Source organism: Chitinophagales bacterium (genome assembly GCA_017303415.1).
GTDB lineage: Bacteria > Bacteroidota > Bacteroidia > Chitinophagales > Chitinophagaceae > SpSt-398.
Genome location: JAFLBJ010000001.1, coordinates 2,227,271 through 2,247,250, shown reverse-complemented (window position 1 = coordinate 2,247,250; position 19,980 = coordinate 2,227,271). Strand labels below are relative to the sequence as shown.

The 19,980-nt window shown below is 45.3% G+C and carries 17 protein-coding genes; 8 read left to right on the top strand and 9 right to left on the bottom strand.

The window, feature by feature from the left end; translation table 11 throughout:
• Positions 1–159 precede the first annotated feature (159 nt).
• Complete coding sequence (gene pyrR, locus J0M30_09710; protein MBN8667765.1) at positions 160–684, bottom strand: bifunctional pyr operon transcriptional regulator/uracil phosphoribosyltransferase PyrR; 525 nt, start codon at positions 682–684, stop codon at positions 160–162.
• Positions 685–802: 118 nt separating this feature from the next.
• On the opposite strand from pyrR, the gene J0M30_09705 reads away from it, so the two are divergent.
• Positions 803–3,634, top strand: a complete 2,832-nt coding sequence (locus J0M30_09705; GenBank protein ID MBN8667764.1) for a hypothetical protein — start codon at positions 803–805, stop codon at positions 3,632–3,634.
• Between the two features lie 91 nt (positions 3,635–3,725).
• Here J0M30_09705 and pruA read toward each other — a convergent pair whose 3' ends face one another.
• The 3 genes from pruA to J0M30_09690 form a co-directional block, all read right to left on the bottom strand.
• Complete coding sequence (pruA, locus tag J0M30_09700) at positions 3,726–5,357, bottom strand: L-glutamate gamma-semialdehyde dehydrogenase (GenBank protein ID MBN8667763.1); 1,632 nt, start codon at positions 5,355–5,357, stop codon at positions 3,726–3,728.
• A 110-nt stretch (positions 5,358–5,467) separates the two neighbouring features.
• Positions 5,468–6,557, bottom strand: a protein-coding gene (prfB, locus tag J0M30_09695) for a peptide chain release factor 2 (GenBank protein ID MBN8667762.1) whose coding sequence is annotated in 2 segments (ribosomal slippage) — positions 5,468–6,496 and positions 6,498–6,557 — 1,089 coding nt in all. Because the reading frame shifts where the segments join, the coding sequence is not laid out codon by codon here.
• A gap of 96 nt (positions 6,558–6,653) precedes the next feature.
• On the bottom strand, positions 6,654–7,778 hold the full coding sequence (locus tag J0M30_09690) for a hypothetical protein (protein ID MBN8667761.1): 1,125 nt from the start codon (positions 7,776–7,778) through the stop codon (positions 6,654–6,656).
• Positions 7,779–7,856: 78 nt separating this feature from the next.
• On the opposite strand from J0M30_09690, the gene J0M30_09685 reads away from it, so the two are divergent.
• The 4 genes from J0M30_09685 to J0M30_09670 all read left to right on the top strand — a co-directional run bounded on the left by J0M30_09685 (position 7,857) and on the right by J0M30_09670 (position 10,676).
• Positions 7,857–8,390: an SRPBCC family protein gene (locus J0M30_09685; protein MBN8667760.1), complete on the top strand. Its 534-nt coding sequence runs from the start codon at positions 7,857–7,859 to the stop codon at positions 8,388–8,390.
• 114 nt (positions 8,391–8,504) lie between these two features.
• A complete protein-coding gene (locus J0M30_09680) occupies positions 8,505–8,819 on the top strand; it encodes a DUF1801 domain-containing protein (protein MBN8667759.1) in 315 nt (104 codons plus the stop codon).
• A 34-nt stretch (positions 8,820–8,853) separates the two neighbouring features.
• On the top strand, positions 8,854–9,684 hold the full coding sequence (locus tag J0M30_09675; GenBank protein MBN8667758.1) for an MBL fold metallo-hydrolase: 831 nt from the start codon (positions 8,854–8,856) through the stop codon (positions 9,682–9,684).
• A gap of 68 nt (positions 9,685–9,752) precedes the next feature.
• Entirely contained in the window at positions 9,753–10,676 is a 924-nt protein-coding gene (locus J0M30_09670; GenBank protein ID MBN8667757.1) for a sugar phosphate isomerase/epimerase, read from the top strand.
• A gap of 3 nt (positions 10,677–10,679) precedes the next feature.
• Here J0M30_09670 and J0M30_09665 read toward each other — a convergent pair whose 3' ends face one another.
• The 3 genes from J0M30_09665 to J0M30_09655 all read right to left on the bottom strand — a co-directional run bounded on the left by J0M30_09665 (position 10,680) and on the right by J0M30_09655 (position 13,052).
• Entirely contained in the window at positions 10,680–11,087 is a 408-nt protein-coding gene (locus J0M30_09665) for a Dabb family protein (GenBank protein ID MBN8667756.1), read from the bottom strand.
• A 25-nt stretch (positions 11,088–11,112) separates the two neighbouring features.
• A complete protein-coding gene (locus J0M30_09660; protein MBN8667755.1) occupies positions 11,113–12,063 on the bottom strand; it encodes a hypothetical protein in 951 nt (316 codons plus the stop codon).
• 95 nt (positions 12,064–12,158) lie between these two features.
• Complete coding sequence (locus J0M30_09655) at positions 12,159–13,052, bottom strand: hypothetical protein (protein MBN8667754.1); 894 nt, start codon at positions 13,050–13,052, stop codon at positions 12,159–12,161.
• A gap of 103 nt (positions 13,053–13,155) precedes the next feature.
• Between J0M30_09655 and J0M30_09650 the strand changes: the two genes are divergently transcribed.
• Positions 13,156–14,067 (top strand): CPBP family intramembrane metalloprotease, encoded by a 912-nt coding sequence (locus tag J0M30_09650; GenBank protein ID MBN8667753.1) that lies wholly within the window; start codon positions 13,156–13,158, stop codon positions 14,065–14,067.
• 49 nt (positions 14,068–14,116) lie between these two features.
• On the opposite strand, the gene J0M30_09645 is transcribed toward J0M30_09650, so the two are convergent.
• The gene (locus J0M30_09645; protein MBN8667752.1) at positions 14,117–15,811 is read right to left on the bottom strand and encodes a T9SS type A sorting domain-containing protein; all 1,695 of its coding nucleotides are present in this window, start codon (positions 15,809–15,811) and stop codon (positions 14,117–14,119) included.
• A gap of 138 nt (positions 15,812–15,949) precedes the next feature.
• Positions 15,950–17,605 carry a hypothetical protein gene (locus J0M30_09640; protein ID MBN8667751.1) on the bottom strand — a complete coding sequence of 552 codons (1,656 nt, stop codon included), beginning with the start codon at positions 17,603–17,605 and terminating at the stop codon, positions 15,950–15,952.
• Between the two features lie 142 nt (positions 17,606–17,747).
• On the opposite strand from J0M30_09640, the gene J0M30_09635 reads away from it, so the two are divergent.
• Together J0M30_09635 and J0M30_09630 are read left to right on the top strand one after the other, a co-directional pair.
• Complete coding sequence (locus J0M30_09635; protein MBN8667750.1) at positions 17,748–18,647, top strand: decaprenyl-phosphate phosphoribosyltransferase; 900 nt, start codon at positions 17,748–17,750, stop codon at positions 18,645–18,647.
• Positions 18,644–19,978 (top strand): FAD-binding oxidoreductase, encoded by a 1,335-nt coding sequence (locus tag J0M30_09630; protein ID MBN8667749.1) that lies wholly within the window; start codon positions 18,644–18,646, stop codon positions 19,976–19,978. Before J0M30_09635 ends, J0M30_09630 begins: the two co-directional genes overlap by 4 nt.
• Positions 19,979–19,980: the final 2 nt, after the last annotated feature.

The following is a 19,980-nucleotide window of genomic DNA, read 5'->3' as shown; positions in this document are numbered from 1 at the left end:
TTCTAAATCGCACAAAAAGGCTAAACAGTTGGTGTACCTGCTAATAAAGTATAAGGAATCAGCAAAACAGTATGTGAAATAGAACTAAATGGAGGACGGGAAACCCATTCTCTTTTAAAAATAGATATTCACACCTGTGAAAAAACCGGAAAAATACGGTCAATCAAGTATGTCAACCGCCTCTTTGCCTTCTTTTTCCTTCCAGTGGACAATGACCTTTTGCGCCATCAGTGAATCAATGGCCTTTCCTGTATAGTCAGGTTGGATGGGGAGTTGCCGGCTAAACCGACGGTCAATAAGTACACAAAGTTCCACTTTGGCGGGTCGTCCAAAATCTAAAAGGGCATCAAGTGCCGCACGGATGGTTCTGCCCGTATGGAGTACATCATCCATCAAAATGACTGTCTTGTTTTCGATGGAAAAAGGAATATCTGTATGATTTGGCACATGGAGTTCTTTGCGGATATCGTCGCGGTAAAAAGTAATATCCAATTTGCCATAGTAAATATTCTTACCGGGGTATTCTTTACGAATGATCTGAACAATACGGTCACTGAAGTAAATCCCCCGGGGTTGCAGGCCAATCAGGACAAATTGCTCAGGATCGGCGTTGTTCTCAAGAATCTGATGCCCCAATCGACGGATGGTCAGGTCCAGTTGCTGTTCATTCAGGATGGTCTTCACACGTAAATTTTCCTAAAATTAGGGCTCAGGGCATCAAATTCAAAATCAATAACATGCAACCCCTTGCGTATCTGGCCTCATATTTGCAATTTTACATCTCCCGTTCAAAATCAATACTATGAAGAAAATTCTCCTCAGAACCTTAAAGATATCCGGCATCGTACTCCTTGTACTCGTTCTCTTTGCCTTTGCCGCGCCATTTCTCTTTAAAAACAAGATCCTGACCCTGGCCAAAAAGGAGATCAATCAGAACCTGATCGCGGTGGTGGATTTTAAGGACCTTAATATATCTTTTTTCAGGAAATTTCCCCAGGTTTCCCTGCGATTGCGAGACCTCTCTGTCGCGGGTACCGGAAATTTTGCCGGAGATACTTTATTGGCAGCGCCTGAAATCGGGGTATCGGTTAATCTGTTGAGTTTCCTGAAAGGTTCGGATATGAAGATCCGGTCGGTAGATATGAAGTCGCCGCGAATTCATTTGCTGGTAAACAAGGAAGGGTTTGCCAATTGGGATATCACCAAACCCGATACCGCTACCACTGACACTGATAGCAGTTCCTCATCTTTTAAAGTGAATTTGCAGGAATACACAATCACCGATGCCTACCTGTATTATCAGGATGAACCCGCAGGCATGAAAGCGGAAGTAAAAGGGTTAAACCACGAAGGAAGCGGCGATCTGATGGCTGAGGATTTCGTACTGAAAACCCAAACCGACGCACAATCTGTTTCATTTAACTATGGGGGCATCCCCTACCTGGCGGGTAATGAAGCACATATTACCAGCGATATTCAGGCCAATCTGGCAACGAGCAAATACAGTTTTGCGAATGCGTTGGTCAAGGTTAATAACCTGGAAATAAAGACAGATGGTTTCTTTCAATTGGAAAGCGACAGTTCCTATTTGATGGATATACGTTTCAATGCACCGTCTACAGAATTCAAAGACCTGCTGTCGCTGGTGCCTGCAGTCTACACAAAGGATTTTCAGTCTATTAAAACAAGCGGAAAGGCCTTGTTTCAAGGCTTTGTAAAGGGCCGTTACAGTCCGGTAGAAATGCCTGCCTATGAAGTTAAAGCAGAAGTAAAGGATGGATTCTTTCAATATCCCGATCTGCCCAAACCTGTTTCCGATATACAGATTGCCCTGCTCGCCTCCAATCCCGACGGTCAGCCTGACAATGCTGTTCTTGATATCTCCCGGGGGCATTTAAAAATGGATAATCAGCCTCTGGATTTCAAATTGCTATTTAAAAATCCGGAGACATTACAATACCTCGACGCCCTGGTAAAGGGCCGGATCGATCTTTCCAGCATCGGTCGCTATATTAAACTCCCTGAAAAAACACAACTGGCCGGGATACTGGATGCGGATGTTTTTGCCAAAGGAAGTATGGCTGCCCTGCAATCGCAAAAGGGAAACTTTTCAGCGGGTGGGTTCTTCGATTTGCGTGACCTGATGTATGCCTCGGCCGACCTGGAAAAGCCGATCCGGAATGGTCAACTCCATGCTGTTATCACCAACCAATCGGGCATTGCGGATGAAACCACCGTTGATATTCCACAGGGGCATTTGGAATGGGGTACCGATCCATTTGATTTCAATGTGCGCCTGTCCAAACCCATTACGGTCATGTCACTGGCCGGAGATGTGGCTGGCAAATACATGAATACGAATTTCAAAGCAGGAGGAAACCTGGACAATATTCAAGGCTTCCTTACCAACAAAGGGGTGATGAAAGGAAAACTCAACCTGAGTGCCGACCGGATGAACCTGAATGATTGGATGGGAACCTCCTCCACTACAGATACCAATACGACGACGACCTCCACCGGAGCTTTTGAAGTTCCCAAAGGAATTGACCTGTCAATACTTGCAAAAGCGGGTTCAGTTATATACGACAAAGTCGATTACCAAAACATTGAAGGGGCTCTGTCTATCGCCGATGAAACCGTTACCTTAAAAAACCTGAAGGCACAGGCATTAGGGGGTGATATTACTTTTAACGGTTCTTATTCTACTTTAAACAGCAAGAAAGATCCGGCTATTGCCATCACCTACGACATTGATAAAGTTGATGCCCAAAAAGCATTCCTCGCCTTTAATACCGTACAAAAACTCATGCCCATCGGGCAATTTATCGGAGGAACCCTGTCCTCTGAATTTACCATGACCGGCAACCTGGGCAGTGATATGATGCCTTTGTTCAATACCCTGACCGGAAAGGGTAATTTCCTGCTGCTGGATGGTTTTCTGAGTAAATTCAAACCCCTGGAGAAGATCGCCAGCACCTTGCAGATCGACCAGTTAAAAGAGATCAGCATAAAGGATGTAAAAAACTATATTGAATTTGCCAATGGAAAAGTATTGGTCAAACCATTTACGGTAAAAGTAAAGGACATCGAAATGGAAATTGGTGGATTGCATGGGCTTGACCAATCCATAGATTATATCGTTCAAATGAAGGTCCCACGCAAATACCTGGGTAATCAAGCCAACTCATTGGTAAATGAGCTGGCAGCCAAAGCAACAGCAAAAGGCGTTCCGATGAATATGGGTGAAACGGTTAACCTGCTGATGAAAATGGGTGGTACATTGACCAACCCTACCCTTAAAACAGAACTCAAGGAAGCGGCAGGAAATGCAGCTGAAGAACTAAAAAATCAGGCCCTGAATTTTGCCAAAGAAAAAGCAGACAGCGCCAAAGCCATGATTAAGGATTCAGCAAATGCACTGAAAAAAGAAATCACGAACGATATTAAAAAAGGGATTGAAAACGAACTCAAGAATAAACTCTTTGGGAAAGATACCACAGCCATAAAAGATACCGCTTCTGGCAAACCCCTCGAGGATACCAAAAAGAAATCGGAGCAAAAAGTAAAGAACACACTGGACAAACTGTTAAACAAGAAGAAACCTTCGGGGGATACAGTGAGGCGTGAGCGGTGAGAGGCGTGAGACGTGAGAGACGTGAGACGTGAGTCGTGAGTCGTGAGTATGAACTCACGACTCACGTCTCACGATTGACATCTCACGAAAATCACTCCCCCGCCATAAACGGATACCGGTAATCCACAGGCGGATTAAATGTTTCTTTGATCGTACGCGGGCTTAACCAACGATACAGATTGAGGATAGATCCGGCCTTATCATTGGTACCACTTCCCCTGGCGCCGCCAAAAGGTTGCTGGCCTACTACCGCCCCGGTAGGTTTGTCATTGATGTAAAAATTACCGGCCGCGTTTCGTAGTTTATTGGTAGCAAGTTCCACTGCTTCCCTGTCTTTGGAGATCACTGAACCTGTAAGCGCATAGGGTGAGGTATTATCCAGCAGTTCAAGGGTTTTTTCAAATTCATTTTCCGGGTAAACGTACACCGTCAATACCGGCCCAAAGATCTCTTCGCACATGGTTACATATTTCGGGTCTTTTGCTTCTATGACCGTTGGTTGAATAAACCATCCTTTCGAAGAATCACATACGCCGCCTACCCATAGGTCCGCCTGGGGATCCTGTTTGGCATTGTCAATATATCGTTTGATGCTATTAAAGCTCTTTTCATCGATTACTGCATTGATGAAATTCGAAAAATCTTCAACGGATCCCATCTTAAAACTGTTCACACCGTCTATCAGTTTCTTTTTAACTGCTGCAGCCAGATTGGAGGGAATATAGGCACGTGAGGCAGCAGAACATTTTTGTCCCTGGAATTCAAACGCACCACGAAGCAAGGCGGTCGCCACTACATCGGCATCCGCTGTTTTATGCGCGATCACAAAATCCTTACCCCCTGTTTCACCTACAATTCGCGGATAGGACCGGTAGTTGGACATATTCTTACCAATGGTCTCCCACATGTTATTGAAAACGCCTGTAGAGCCGGTAAAATGTACCCCGGCAAAATCACGGTGATTAAAACAAACCTTACCAATAGTGGGGCCATCTACATAAATGAGGTTGATGACACCATCGGGCAATCCCGCTTCTTTCAGAATACGCATGGTCATTTGGGCGGCATATACCTGTGTATTGGCAGGCTTCCACACGACCACATTACCACACATCGCGGCAGAGGTAGGCAGATTGCCCCCGATAGCTGTAAAATTGAAAGGGGTAACGGCAAGGACAAAACCTTCAAGCGGACGATATTCCATTCGGTTATGCATACCCGGGCCACTGATAGGTTGTTGCTTATAGATCTCACTCAGGAAATGAACATTGAACCGCAGAAAGTCAATCAGCTCACAAGCCGCATCGATCTCCGCCTGAAAAACATTCTTGCTTTGTCCCAACATGGTCACACCATTCATATAGGGGCGGTACCGGGTGGCCATCAGGTCGGCTGCCTTTAGAAATATATTCGCTCTGTTCTCCCAACTCATCGCTGCCCAGGATTCGCGCGCTGCCAAAGCCGCATCGATCGCCTGGTGTACATGGCTTTCATCCCCTGCATGAAAATGACCCAGGGTATGACTGGTTTCATGAGGTGGATGCATGGCCACTTTTTTACCAGTCCTTACTTCTTCCCTGCCGATATACATCGGCACATCAATCGTCTGACCTTTTAACTCCGCCAATACTTCTTTCAGCCTTTTTCTTTCGGCAGAACCGGGGGCATAATTGAGTACTGGCTCATTGATCGGCATCGGGTAAGAGAAAGTTCCAAAGCTCATATAAAATAATTTGAGGATTTGAGAATTTGAATATTTTAGGTGCTGGTTTTATTTTTAAAGGTCGAAATTACATCAGATAAAACGCGGAATAAACCCTGACAATCGAGTCATTAACCTTCCTCGGCAGATTGCATCAGATACGCTTTTATAAACCCATCCAACTCACCATCCATCACTGGTTGAATATTTCCTGTCTCATGATCTGTGCGGTGGTCTTTGATCATTTTATAAGGATGGAAAACATAACTGCGAATCTGGCTGCCCCACTCAATTTTCCGTTTATTGGCATTGGCCGCATTCTTCAATTCCTCCCGTTTCCGCAATTCCTCTTCGTACAAACGGCTCTTCAACATTTGCATGGCCTTTTCGCGGTTCCCTAACTGGGTTCTTTCCGTTTGGCAAACCACTACAAAACCGGTGGGGATGTGCGTGAGCAATACCTTGGTCTCCACCTTGTTTACATTCTGTCCACCGGCACCACCACTACGGGCAGTTTCCATCTTCACTTCACTGTCTTTGATCTCAATATTGATCGTATCATCCACCAACGGGTAAACAAATACGGAGGAGAAAGAAGTATGCCGGCGGGCATTGGAATCAAATGGGGAAATACGCACAAGGCGGTGTACTCCGCTCTCAGCCTTCAGAAAGCCATAGGCAAACGGGCCTTCAAATTGAAGGGTACAGGTTTTGATCCCTGCCCCATCACCCCAAACCCAATCGAGTTCAGTCACCTTCCAGCCTTGCTTCTCCCCATACATTCGATACATCCGGGCGAGCATTTCCGACCAGTCCTGGCTTTCTGTTCCCCCCGCACCGCTATTGATCTGTAGTACAGCCGGCAGCTCATCCTCTGGATTGTTCAGGGTACCTTTGAATTCCGCATCTTCCACGCCGGATTCTGCTTTTTCAAATGCCTCCCTGACCTCTTCTTCAGTGGCTTCACCTTCTTTCCAAAAATCAAATAGAACGGAGAAATCTTCAATTGCCGATGCCGTAGATTCATAAAGTTTTACCCAGTATTCATTCTGCTGGATATTCTTCATGATCTCAGTCGCGCGTTTGTTGTCATCCCAGAAACCGGGACTAAGCGATAGTTGTTTTTCGTGCGTTATTTTCTGTTGACGGTTCTCGACGTCAAAGAAACCTCCTTATCCCGTCAAGACGGGACCGCAAATCTTTCAATTTTTCTGCTGTCATAGCGGCGAAGATAGGAAGAAATCGTGAGACGTGAAGCGTGAGGCGTGAGGCGTGAGGCGTGAGAAGCCTCATGCCTCACGATTCACCCCTCACGTCTCACAAAGCATACACCTGCCTCATTCTCCTCGTGAATTCCGACATGATCTGCCGGGTCAATTCGCGGTAAAGGTCATCATAAGATGGCGGGTTTTTAAAACTCCCGTTGATGATCGCCTTATCCTTTTCCGATAAGGCCCTGGAGTCGCCGGTAAATGAACCCAATTGATTCTCCCAGGTATATTTGGCGGGAAACCGTTCGGTAATAATGATTCGGCGGGTTTCGGCATCCGTTACCCGGCAGCTCATGACCGACCGGGCCTCCACGACCTGCCTTTCCACATTGACAGTGGCATAGACGGTTTGTTTGTACACAGAATCTTTGGGCCCCGTAACCGTGACTTCTTTGGAAACAGTATAGGAATATTTATTGGAGGAAGGACTGCCAAACCAGATATCAGACATCATCAGGTCCATGAATTGATCTACCCTGATATCTTTCAAGGCAGAATTATATTCATTATAAAAAACATAATAGTTATCATCTCCCAAATTATTAAGGTCACGCAGAATCTCATTGTCCATATATGCTGCATTGACATTGTAAAATCCAAACTGCTGGTTGATATTGTTCACCGCAACACGGGTCAGGGCCAGATCAAGCGCTTCCTCTTTTCGCTCCACTACATCCTTATATCCGGGCATATAACTATCCACGTCACTGAATTCCTCATAGGCCTTCTGAGCGTTCTTCTTTCCCCCCCGGCTCATGAAATCAATACCCCGTTCGTAGTGCAGATCGGCGGCATTCTGCGCGGCTGCTTCGAGTTCTGAAGCATAGTCTTCCGCGCGGATCAGATTGAAAGCACCCGGTGTTCCTTGCACAGCATTGTACATACGCTGAAGGGCCAGATAGGATGTATAAATCGCATCCAGCTTCTGGATATTATTCGCACTCCCATTACTCGAACTTTTTATCTGGTTAAGATGGAGGCGGCTGGCGGCAGAATATGCATCGGGAAGAATGGCCTGGGCCTTGTTATTGGAGGGGTTCTTTTTAAGGTCATCGATGGCCGAATAAAAGGCTTTTTCATAATCTCCTTGTTCATACAGCTTGCGGGTGGATTTGCAGGCAAGCAAAAACAAAAATGGAATGGCCAGAAACAAGAGGCTTGTTTTTTTCATAAAATGTGGATTGTGGGATAAAAGTAGTTACAATTTCCCGAAATTGGTAGCTTTAGGGGGTCACCAAACGAAAACCCAATGCAATTTTTACTCATCCTCCTGTATGTGGTCGGGGGTATTTTAGCCCTTTTCCTCGTGACCGCTCTTTTGGTCAAAAAAGACTTTTCTGTACAAAAGGAAGTCTTAATAAACTGCCCCCGGCAAGCCGTATTTGACTATGTAAAACTCATTCGAAACCAGGAGCAATATAGTGTTTGGGTCATGCGTGACCCAAAGATCAAAATAGTATATACCGGTACCGATGGAACGCCTGGTTTCAGATCCTCCTGGGAAAGTGACGATAAGAATGTAGGGATAGGAGAACAGGAGATCATAAAAATGCAGGAAGGGGAATCAATAGAAGTGGAGTTGCGGTTCAAAAAGCCATTCGAGGCCACCAACTGGGCGCGTACCCGGTTTGAAACTGTTGGCGAAGGGCAGACAAAGGTTTCACAGGAGCTTTATGGCCGGACAAAGTTTCCTATGAATGTGATGAACCTCATGATGGATAAACTGGTGGGTAAAGACATGACCCAGAATTTTGAAAACCTGAAAAAGAAACTCGAAATTTAATCCTCATCGATAATCCAAAACCGATCAAACTTGCGCAAGAATAGCCCTGTTGCCGCCACAGTTGAAGCCTATATTGAAGGCTTCCCGGCCCCGACCCAGAAACTGCTTAAGCAAATGCGAAAAACCATTCGCGCAGCCGCACCCAAAGCCGAGGAATCGATCAGCTACATGATGCCGGCCTATAAGCACGCTGGACCCCTTGTTTATTTTGGTGGATACGCAAAACATATAGGATTCTACCCGGGGGCCGTTGGCGTAGAAGCCTTTGTCAAAGAGATAAAGAACTACCAATTTTCCAAAGGAACGATCCAGTTTCCGCTGGACAAGCCCCTCCCCCTCGATCTGATAACTGAAATTGTTAAGTTCAGGGTGAAACAGAATGAAGAAAAAGCTGCTGCGAAAAAAGCTAAGCCAAAATCTAAAAAGTAACCACAGAGACACCGCGAATTATTTATTATTTAAAATGGGTTTACAGATCGCATCGATAAATTCAGGAAGCAATGGAAATTGTTATTATGTGGGAACGGACAAAGCCGCGGTATTGATCGATGCAGGCATCAGTTGCCGGGAAACGATCAGACGAATGGATCAATTGGGTTTGGAAATTGACAAGGTCAAAGCCATTTTTATTTCCCATGAACATTCCGACCACATTAGTGGCCTTCCCGTACTCGCAAAAAAATATGCGCTTCCGGTATATATTACGGAAAGCACCCAACGTTCAGGGCGGCTGAACCTCGACCCTTCCCGCCTCTTTCGGTTTCAAAGCGAAGAAAGTGTGCCCATTGGCGACCTGCATGTGCTCCCTTTCCGGAAATACCACGATGCCGCCGATCCGCACAGTTTTGTTGTTTCTACCGCCGGTACGCATGTGGCTGTGCTTACTGATATTGGACAGACCTGTGAAAAAGTGATACATTATTTTAAACAATGTCAGGCCGCTTTTCTGGAATCCAATTACGACCGGGATATGCTCATGAACGGAGCTTACCCGCTCCACCTTAAAAAACGCATCTCCGATGGTGAAGGGCATCTTTCCAATGACGAAGCCCTGAACCTATTTACCCAAAACCGGCACCCGGAACTTAAACACCTTGTACTCTCCCACCTATCTCAAAATAACAATGACCCAAAACGGGTTGAACAGCTTTTCGCCCCGCATATGGGCAGAACCCATTTGCATGTTGCCTCGCGGTATGCACCAAGCCCGGTATTTGACCTACCTGTTTTAAGTACAGAAACTATTTCCATTTACAAACCCTATCGGAAACCAGAACAACTTTCTCTTTTTTAACCTGGAATCCTCTCCGTGCCAGGGAACAGAATAATTACCTATCTTCCCTATACCAAAAACAAAAATGTATGTCACAATCCCGCCGGGAATTCCTTCGTCAGGGTTCTTATTTCACCGCAGGAAGCCTATTGGCCTTGAATCAATTTTGGAAAGACAAGGCAATACAAACACCCGAACTGGTAGGCATTCAACTGTATTCCGTTCGGGATGATATGCATAAAGATCCCTCAGGTACCCTTACCCAATTGGCCTCGATGGGATATAAATATGTGGAACATGCAAATTATGTGAACCGGAAATTTTATGGTTACACACCGGCTGATTTCAAAAAACTACTCGAAGGGTTGGGCATGAAAATGCCAAGTGGCCATACGGTATTACGTGCCAGCCATTGGAATGAAAACACCAGGGATTTTACCGATGAATGGAAATACACGGTGGAGGATGCAGCCTTGCTGGGACAACAATACGTGATCAGTCCGGCATTGGAAATGGATCAACGCAAAGATTATGATTCACTCATGCGTTTCATGGATGTCTTCAATAAAAGTGGTGAGCTCTGCCAGAAATCAGGTATGAAATTCGGCTATCACAACCACGACTTTGAATTCAGCCAACAATTGAATGGAAAATCCATGTACGCATTGATCCTTGATAATACAGACCCTAACTATGTGATCCAGCAATTGGATACAGGAAATCTGTACAATGGAGGTGCCAAAGCCATGGATATTGTAAAAAAATATCCCGGACGGTTCCAATCACTGCACGTAAAAGATGAAATTCCTGCCTCGGGTGGTGGACATGAAAAATATGAAAGCTGTGTCTTGGGTAAAGGCATTGTAAACCTCAAGGAGGTGATCGATATGATCCGCAAAAACACCAAGAATGTTCATTACATCATTGAACAGGAATCCTACCAGGGCAAAGCGCCATTGGACTGCGCCCGTGAAGACCTGGCTGTGATGAAAAAATGGGGGTACGAGAAATAATCCTTATACACGGATCGAATCATGCACCACCACTTTGTTCCATAGCGGCGAGCACTCCTTAACAAAATTCAGATGTATGGGATCGACCTGATAGGCATCCTGATCCTCTTTATTCTCAAATAATACCAACCAGGAAACCGTATAGCTGGAATCCACTACATCTCGTTGTGATTTTACCGGCAATCCAATATGATACTGCCGTATGGTCTTAACCGCAGCGAGTTTCCGCATACCTTCCACCAAGGCCTGAATGTCCTTTTCCGAATCCGGATTTTTTAGCCATACATATACCTGGTGTACAAAAGGGTATTCGATCTCTCCGGTAGTACTGGCCTTACCCAATGAAAGTACAGGCAGGGCAAAAGCGGCCTTTCCTGTATTGCCTAAAAATTTTCGACGCGATATTGCCATATTTTTCTGTTTAATTTTTAAAGAATCAATCCCCTACTTCCACTACGGTCCATATCCCTTTTCTCCTGTTCCATAAGATGCTGTAGTCTTTTCCATGCATTAATTTGAACACCCGGTATCCGTTATAATAAGGGAGGCGCAGCCACCCATAATTATAAATATCATACTTGAACACAAAGGGCTGCCCCTGTTTGATCTCCACGGCCTGAAATTTCTTTCCATCATCACTCAGGTAAACGGTTTCATTCTTACTGCTTTGGATTGTCAGGTAGATCCAGCTTGGATCACTGGCTGGAGGTGTACTCGGCGTGGTGGGATTGCCTGTTCCTGAACCTGAACCCGAACCTGTTCCGGTTCCTGTTCCTGTACCCGCGCCGCTACCCGTACCAGAAACAGGCACACTATTCGCCTTCCCGGCGTTCCAGCCACGAGTTATGGCATCCAGGCGGTCTTTCTTAGCCGGGTGGGTGGAACTGGCTTTGTCAGTTCCAATCGTTTGCATGGCGGCTATGGATTGTTCCAGGCTCGCCCCAAGTTTCGCCATGATGAACCCTGAAAATGCATCGGCCTCGATCTCCCTGGGCGGAGTACTCCCCTGACTCGACACTACATGGTTATAATAATGGTGCCCCATTTCATGGGCCAGAATACTGATGGAAGCCCATTTTGTGGCCGCATATTCGTCAATATCTTCCAGAAAATTATTGTCATACACGATCCACCGCACACCTTGAATGATGGTGGCATAGGCATTCTGAATACCATTGGATTCTCTTACGCTAAAATTCTCCTTCCATTTGATGGTATCCAGCATGTTTCGAATGATATCCCTGGCTTCATAAACTGAGGCAAACCGTGTTTTTAACAAGGACCGGGGAGGCACCTTAAACCCACATCCATTAACCTTTTGCGAAGACGCGGAAAAATGAAGGGCAAGGAAAAAAAGAAAAAAGAATGGAAGAAGGAATTTTCTCATATCAGTTATTTGTTTAATAAAAATACGGAAGGATTTCCATAAAAAAAGTCCTCCCCTTTCGGGGAGGACCATCACATGAGGGGGCTGTTTATGCTTTAGGGTAAGGTGATCACTTTCTGATCAAGATCATTGTTCCACAACAGGAGCGCTTTATCATCGCAATCGCCGTTGTTGGGGAAACCATAATCCAGTTTAAATACACGGTCATTAATACGGATCTTGAGAGTGCCTTCAGAGATCCAGGGGCAATTGATCTTTTTGATCAGCGGATCGATCGTGGTCAATACAACCTCACGGCCATTATTGTAAAGAGTCTTCGAGCGGCCTTCGATCTTGTACACATCATCCCGGATACTGCGGGTATCCATACCTGACACCTGAGTGACTACGCGGGCACCTTCAAATTTGAAACCACGTCCGTTTGGTAAGGTAAAGGCTCCATTTTCAACCGTGATACTGTATTTATGCACCCCATTTTCTTTTTGATTTTTGTAGGTGATGGTGCCTTCCAGGTGAGCACGGTTGAGATAAAAATCACGGAAGGTCAATGATACCACAGCGCCTGCCTGACGAATCGGTGCTGAAAAATTCAACACCAGCGCACCCCGGCGAAACTTTCCATCAAGGCCCAGGCAACCATCGCCGAAATCAATCACAACAGTTTTGGGATAGGTGGAATCATCGGGTGTAACGGTAATCTCTGCACACTGTCCGATACGAAGACGGAGTTCAGCAAATAACCAAAGACGGCCATTGGAATTTCCTTCGCGCGCATTGGTTTCTTCATCGGCGGCGGACAAAGCGAGATCATTAACATCATCAAAACTGGCTTCGGCTGCCATGCCTTCATCAGAATAGGTCACCGCTTCTTCTGCAGTCAGGTTATCTGAAGTGTTGGCACTATTCTCCTTCTGGCAGGAGTATAAAAAAACAAGGAGTAAAGCGGAGAGCAACAACGTGCTCATTTTCTTCATGGCTAAAAATTTCATGGCTATACGTTTTAAAGGGTTCAGAAATGGAGTACGTATTTTAAGAAGGGGTTGCATGAAAAAAGTTTAATACCCCGTTAAAAAAAACTACTTTTCCATACGTATGAAAATCATCTGGCCATATTTGACAGACTACAAAAGGCATCTGAATAAGAGGCTCTTAGCCCTGTGTATATGCTTTATCGCCCTGCTTATTTTTTTGAATTATAAATATGGGCTGGAAACATGGCTGACCAATTTACCGGGCCTTCCGGGAGCTGGTGTTACAGGCCGGATACTCTTATTTAGTTTATCATTTGGTCTCCCTTATCTCCTCAGTTCATGGTTTAATGATGCTTCCTATTGGAAACAACCAAAATTCCTGTTGCTATTTTTTACGGCCGTGATCCTTTTCTCGCTGAAATCTGGATTTGGTCCACCGGCGTCCTGGTTCTTACCGGGAAATAAGAATGATTATTGGGATTACATTCTTTACTGGCCCTCCCGCTTATTGCTGATAATTGGTGTGTTATTTTTATTTTATAAAAAAACGGATCCCTCTTTTTTCGGACTCACCTGGCGTTCTACCCCACTCAGGCCTTATTTATACATGTTGATTCTAATGATCCCGTTGGTGGTTTTTGCCTCCACCCAAGCCGATTTTCTGGCCATGTATCCAAAATTAAAAGTGGTACTCCCCTATTTGGAAGGGGCCCAAAATTCGGGCTGGAAAAAGTTCCTTTTTGAATTGGCTTATGGAAGTGATTTCATTGGGATCGAAGTATTCTTTCGTGGCTTTCTGATCTTTTCATTTGCCCGGTTTGCCGGTCGCGATGCGATTTTGCCAATGGCCTGTTTTTATTGCACCATTCATTTTGGGAAGCCCCTGTTTGAATGTATCAGTTCTTTTGGAGGCGGATTGCTTTTGGGAATAGTGAGTTATCATTCCCGGTCGGTGATCGGAGGATTGATCGTCCACCTCGGTATTGCCTGGATGATGGAGGGGGGCGGATATTTGGGAAACCTGTTAAAATAAGAATGGCCCCGCTTTTGACGGGGCCATTGTGTTGGTTGATACTTACTTCCTATTGTTTCACCACCTGGTGAACGGTTCCATCGGCAAATTGCAGGTAGTACACTCCTCTGATCAGATCCTCAAGGGAGACTGTTTCCTGAACATTGCTGATGATGATACGCTTCATGACTTTACCCTGTACATCAATTAAGCGGGCTTCTGTATTCAACAGGCCTTCTTTGTTAATATCGATGGTCACGCTATTAGAGGCAGGAACAGGATAGACAGTAATACCGGCCTTGTTTACCACATTCACAAAGCGGGTTTCGCTGAGTGTTGGGCGGCCATCAATATCCACCTGTTTGATCCGGTAATAGTTAGATCCTTTTACCGGTGAGGTATGCAGGTATCCATATCTTTTTTCGGTGGCAGAGTTACCAGCCCCGGCTATAAAAGTAAGGTCGGTCCACTGAGCCCCATTTCCTGAATGCTGGATAACAAATCCGGAGTTATTTACTTCGGTAACCGTGCTCCAGGACAACTGAACGCCATTTCTGGCCCGGCTGGCGCTAAAGGAACCAAATGTTACGGGAAGCGAATAACCTGTAGCACCAAGAATGTATTCTGTGCTTTCGCCGGTTACCGTCATCGTATTGGCACCTTGATCCTGGGTAGCGGAGGAATTGACCCAGGAGGCGGCATCATTTCCAGAACGCTTAAAGAGACGTACAACGGTCTCATCCGGGAAAAGAGGAATATTACTGTAAAAATAAACGGCTGTGTATTGTGGGGCCGTTCCGCCAACCTGAAACACACCAAAATATTTATTGTTATCGCCCAAACCTGCAATGCCGGTAGCATTGGCTGGGGCGGCATCTACGCGGTAAACGTGAATGGCATCAGGTGCACCAGAAGTGCTGGTGGCAGTCAGGCTTTCGCCGGTACCGGCAAAAGTAATGCTGGCTGTTTTGGTGGCATTTACGTAGTCATGTGTACTGGCATCTCCAATGGAAGCACCTGAAGTGATCCATGTAGGGCCGTTGACCAGGGAGGCGTCATTGATACCCAGATCATCTCCTAATATGGCTCCGCTTCCCTCATCGGCTTTGTAGTATCCAACCAGGTTGGCATACTGGGGATGGGTATTGGTCACTTTGCTGCAGATATAGTCCCTGATTTCGGCTTGAGTAAGGGCTACATCCCAGATACGTACTTCATCCATGGCACCCAGCCAGGGGAAAATATAAAAGGTTCCATCAAAATAAGCGCCTATCTGCTGTTGCCCTTCGGCAAAAGCTCCTGGTGTTACAGGTCCGGCAACCAGAATCCCGTTTTTATACAAACGCAATTCGTTGACACCGGCATCATAGGTCAATGCCACATGTGTCCACACGTTTGTAGGGAACGGGGTTGGATCCTGGATCTGTGTAAATCCGGTGGCAAGGTGGCCTCCAGAAAGAAATCCACCATTCACCCAGAATGCAGTGTTCTGTCCGGAAACAATGTTGTAAAATGTTGCATTGGTCCCGGTAAAGAAAACCCAGGCCTCCTTGGTGTAGGAGGAATTAAAGGATAGTGTGGAGATGAGGGCGTAGTCGTCCACTCCATCAAACTGTACAGCACTACCACTGCCTTGTGAGCGGGCAGCAGGTTGTAAAAGCAGGAATAAACTGGCGAAGGCTACCATTTTAGAGATCAGCGTCCTCCTGAAAATCCGGCGGGTCAATCCAAAAGAAAAGGTTACAAAAGGTAAATTTTGTTTCATAATTGCGGAATTAAATAAATAAATGGGAGGGCGGGGATTAAGGATTTTCCTCGGATTGGAGATCGAGCTGTAAAATAAACCATTTTTTCCAACTTAATGAAGCGGAAATCATTATATTTTAAAGAATGAGGAAATTACCTATTTGGTGTATATCTCAATGATTCCCATGGTTTCCATGCCGCGACGGGGCGCATAAAATGAATCAATTTTGTGGTAATGAGCTTGCAGGGAGTCTCTTACGCGGAATGGATAGAAGTTATTCAGTCCTTTTATGTATTCAAAAAAAACAACATCATACTCTTTTTGCCCGATTCTTTTTTCAAACATTTCTGCCTCCCGATTGAACATGGAAACACCTAAATGATACCAAAGTGGATAATTAGGGCTCCGTTCCAACTTAAAGGGAATCGCTTCAGCCAATGGTGTAAGCTCAGTCATATTCAAAACATTCACCTCACTACCCTTTTCTTTCCAGACTGGCATCGCCTGTATCCTCTTTATCCCTTCCACGGTTGGGGCAGGCATATAGATCCCTTTAAAGACCGGTATATCGGAAAATACCCATTGGGCCTCTGGTATCGAACTGTCTTTAGTGATCATGAATGTATTCCTGTTCACCAGGTTTTCGCCGGAAACAGCCTGTGTTGTTTCTTCCTTTCCTGCCGAACGGGCTGTAAACCGGTCAAGGTACTTCCAGAATACCCCACTCCACCAAAGCGCAACACCCAATAATGCCGGGAAAAAATAACGCAACTGAGAAAAGCGGATATCAAATACCTCAGCCGCCAAAAACAACAAATAGGCAATGGCAAAACTGTGAAAGAAAATATTATTGTCCGGAGGGGTATAACTGGTCACTTGTATCACTACCGCTTCGCCCAGGATAGCAATGACCAGAAAAAAGAATAACCCATTTTTCCGATCCTTAAGAAAAGCCAACCATTTTGTTCTTTTTCCGAGGAGAAATAGCAGGATCAACAAGAGATAGAACTTGATCCATTGGGAATGATTAAAGAAATCGCCAATGATATCACCCATCGAAAACCGCGCTGTATGCGGTGGCTGGCCATGGTTGAACCAATAGCCAAAGGAATAACTCAGAAAGGGGAATATGAAGAGGAATAAAAAGAATGCAGTAGCGATCAGATACACAAGCACCGGCTTGAAACGGCGGTCAAGCCACCATCCATAGGCTAAAAAGAACAGCCCAAGCAGCAGGGTCATCCCCCCTACATCCTGCTTGGTCATAAAGGTAATGCCCGTGAACAAGGCTGCACCAATCAGATTCAACCAGGATCTCCAGCCAGTACCGGGTGTGCCCAGATAACGAAAGAGAAAGGCAAGGGTCACAAACTCATATACGATCACCGTATGATTATACCAGGGCCAGAAATTGAAAAAAGAATACGACACACAATACACAAACAACGCGATAAATCGAATGCCCCTGTCCAAACCGAGACTCTTTAAAATCGAACGGAAGGCAAATCCGGAAATAATATTGATAAACACCTGGGCCTTTACCAGTGTAATCATGGCAGGGCCAAATATTTTAAAGAAAACTGCCGGAACCACCCAATACATATACCCCATCGGAATACCAAAATCACGATACGGCACCTGTCCCTCATAAAGCCGATAAGCGCCTTCCCAGGACAGAAATATATTCACCCGAAAAGGAAAATGCGTAAAAAGAGGCACCATGGCCAAAAGAATGATCATGGCCCATTCGGCCCAGCCCTTTTGCAAGAGTTTGTCAAAAAGACCCTGAAATCGCGTGGTTAAGTTTGACATTTGTGGGGCAAGATAGTTTTAAGTCCTTAAAAATGAAAGGCTTCCGTAAAAATTAATTATGGGTTAGCATTGGATTATTCAGGGGCATCTGCTTCCTACTTTGGGTTTTCCTTATTAATTTGGCGGCTCAAATTATAATGAATTGGAATTTATTAAGTTATTGAGGCCAAAGGACTGGGCCAAGAATCTCTTCCTGTTTGTACCCCTGTTTTTTGCTCAGGCCATATTTGACCTGGACAAGATCCTGGCGGTTTTGCCTGGATTCTTCAGTTTCTGTTTCGTGGCCAGCGCGATTTATATAATTAATGATTACCGGGATATAGAAGATGACCGCAAGCACCCTACCAAATCAAAGCGACCTCTGGCCTCTGGTTCGGTAAGTAAACCTGTAGCCATCGCTATTCTGGTGATGCTGCTTATCGCCGGCTTTACCATCGCCTATTTTGCCCGTGAGAAATTCGTATTGGTGCTGGCGATCTACTTTCTGATGAACCTGGCTTATAGCTTTGGATTGAAAACGATACCTATACTGGATATCATGATCGTTGCCGTGGGTTTTGTTTTGCGTATCAAAGGTGGATCTGTATTATCGGGGATTCCCATTACCGAATGGCTTAATATCATGGTGTTCCTGCTGGCCCTGTTTATGGCCGTTGGAAAAAGGCGGGATGATGTGTTGTTGAAACTTCAATCCGGCACCGATATGCGGAAAGCCATCAAAGGCTATAACCTGGAGTTCCTGAATGTATTGATCGCCCTTATCTGCTCTGTGATCATTGTAGCCTATTTCATGTACACCATGTCGGACGAGGTAAAGAAGAATTACGAGCAATTTGATAATAATTACCGCTTGTATTATACCTGTATTTTCATGTTGGCAGGTATCATGCGGTATTTACAGATTATCTTTGTAAAAGCCGATTCAGGATCACCAACGAAGATCCTGTATAGAGACCGATTCATCCAATTGACATTACTTCTATGGGTAGCCAGTTTTTTTGTCATTTTGTACGTTGATAAACTACCTTTCAAAATACGATGAAAAAGAATATCGCTAATTGGGGAAATTACCCGGTGGTTGCGAGCGATGATCAAAGTTTTAGCTGGAAAGAAGACCTGCCCGGCCTCCTTGAAAACAGAACCCATATCATTCCGCGGGGTAATGGTCGCTGCTATGGCGACGCCTCCCTGGCCCAGAACACGATTACGTGTACAAAGCTCGAAAAAGTATTGTCCTTTGATACAACAGCCGGTATCCTCGATTGCGAGGCTGGTCTGACCCTGGACAAGATCCTGGAGATTATTGTTCCCAAAGGCTGGTTCCTGCCTGTAACACCCGGCACCAAGTTCATCACCATCGGAGGTGGCGTTGCCAGTGATGTTCATGGAAAAAACCACCATGTGGATGGCGCTATATCCCGCCACGTTGTAGAAATGGATATCTATACGGCCAAACTGGGTTTGGTCACCTGCTCCCGCGAAAAATACCCCGATCTGTTTGAAGCGACCTGCGGGGGTATGGGGCTTACCGGTGTTATTACCCGGGTTAAATTCAAACTTAAAAAGATCGAAACTTCCTATATCACGCAAAAACAAGTAAAGGCCAAAAACCTGACCGATGTACTGGAGTTGTTTGATCAATATGCCCACTATACCTATTCAGTGGCCTGGATCGATTGCCTGAAAAAAGGAAAGGCATTTGGCCGGAGTATACTCATACTCGGTGAGCACACCAAACTGGACGAGCTGAAAGACAAACGGAAAAATGATCCCCTGGCTCTTCCAAAAAAGAAACAACTGACCTTCCCTTTCAATCTGCCTTCCTGGGTGTTGAATACGATCACGGTAAAGCTTTTCAATTTTCTTTATTATAATAAAAACACCAAACGGGAGCTTAACAATATCGTTTCCTACGAACCATTTTTTTATCCTCTCGATGCCATACTGCACTGGAACAGAGGGTATGGTAAAAAGGGGTTCATTCAATACCAGTTTGTTCTCCCCATGGAGCGACGTGATGGATTAGAACGTATTCTATCCGAGATCAGCAAACGTGGATGGGGTTCCTTCCTGGCCGTACTAAAGGTCTTTGGCGATCAGGACGATCTCATTTCCTTCCCCACAAAGGGATACACCCTGGCCCTGGATTTCCCCGTTCGCAAAGGACTTTTCGAATTCCTGGATGAAATGGACAAGATCGTTTTGGAATGTGGAGGCAGGCTTTATTTATCCAAAGATGCCCGCATGAAACCCGAAACGCTTCGCCAGGGTTATGATCGCTTTGATGAATTTGTCGGCATCCTGCGTCAATATGATCCCGAACAGAAATTCCGTTCCATTCAATCCGACCGTTTACAAATCACCACCAACTAAAC

Bases quoted from the DNA above. Each gene is read 5' to 3' on its own strand.
- J0M30_09705 (MBN8667764.1), top strand. From the start codon at position 803: ATGAAGAAAATTCTCCTCAGAACCTTAAAGATATCCGGCATCGTACTC.
- pruA (MBN8667763.1), bottom strand. From the start codon at position 5,357: ATGAGCTTTGGAACTTTCTCTTACCCGATGCCGATCAATGAGCCAGTA.
- J0M30_09690 (MBN8667761.1), bottom strand. From the start codon at position 7,778: ATGAAAAAAACAAGCCTCTTGTTTCTGGCCATTCCATTTTTGTTTTTG.
- J0M30_09685 (MBN8667760.1), top strand. From the start codon at position 7,857: ATGCAATTTTTACTCATCCTCCTGTATGTGGTCGGGGGTATTTTAGCC.
- J0M30_09680 (MBN8667759.1), top strand. From the start codon at position 8,505: ATGCGAAAAACCATTCGCGCAGCCGCACCCAAAGCCGAGGAATCGATC.
- J0M30_09675 (MBN8667758.1), top strand. From the start codon at position 8,854: ATGGGTTTACAGATCGCATCGATAAATTCAGGAAGCAATGGAAATTGT.
- J0M30_09670 (MBN8667757.1), top strand. From the start codon at position 9,753: ATGTCACAATCCCGCCGGGAATTCCTTCGTCAGGGTTCTTATTTCACC.
- J0M30_09665 (MBN8667756.1), bottom strand. From the start codon at position 11,087: ATGGCAATATCGCGTCGAAAATTTTTAGGCAATACAGGAAAGGCCGCT.
- J0M30_09660 (MBN8667755.1), bottom strand. From the start codon at position 12,063: ATGAGAAAATTCCTTCTTCCATTCTTTTTTCTTTTTTTCCTTGCCCTT.
- J0M30_09655 (MBN8667754.1), bottom strand. From the start codon at position 13,052: ATGAAATTTTTAGCCATGAAGAAAATGAGCACGTTGTTGCTCTCCGCT.
- J0M30_09650 (MBN8667753.1), top strand. From the start codon at position 13,156: ATGAAAATCATCTGGCCATATTTGACAGACTACAAAAGGCATCTGAAT.
- J0M30_09645 (MBN8667752.1), bottom strand. From the start codon at position 15,811: ATGAAACAAAATTTACCTTTTGTAACCTTTTCTTTTGGATTGACCCGC.
- J0M30_09640 (MBN8667751.1), bottom strand. From the start codon at position 17,605: ATGTCAAACTTAACCACGCGATTTCAGGGTCTTTTTGACAAACTCTTG.
- J0M30_09630 (MBN8667749.1), top strand. From the start codon at position 18,644: ATGAAAAAGAATATCGCTAATTGGGGAAATTACCCGGTGGTTGCGAGC.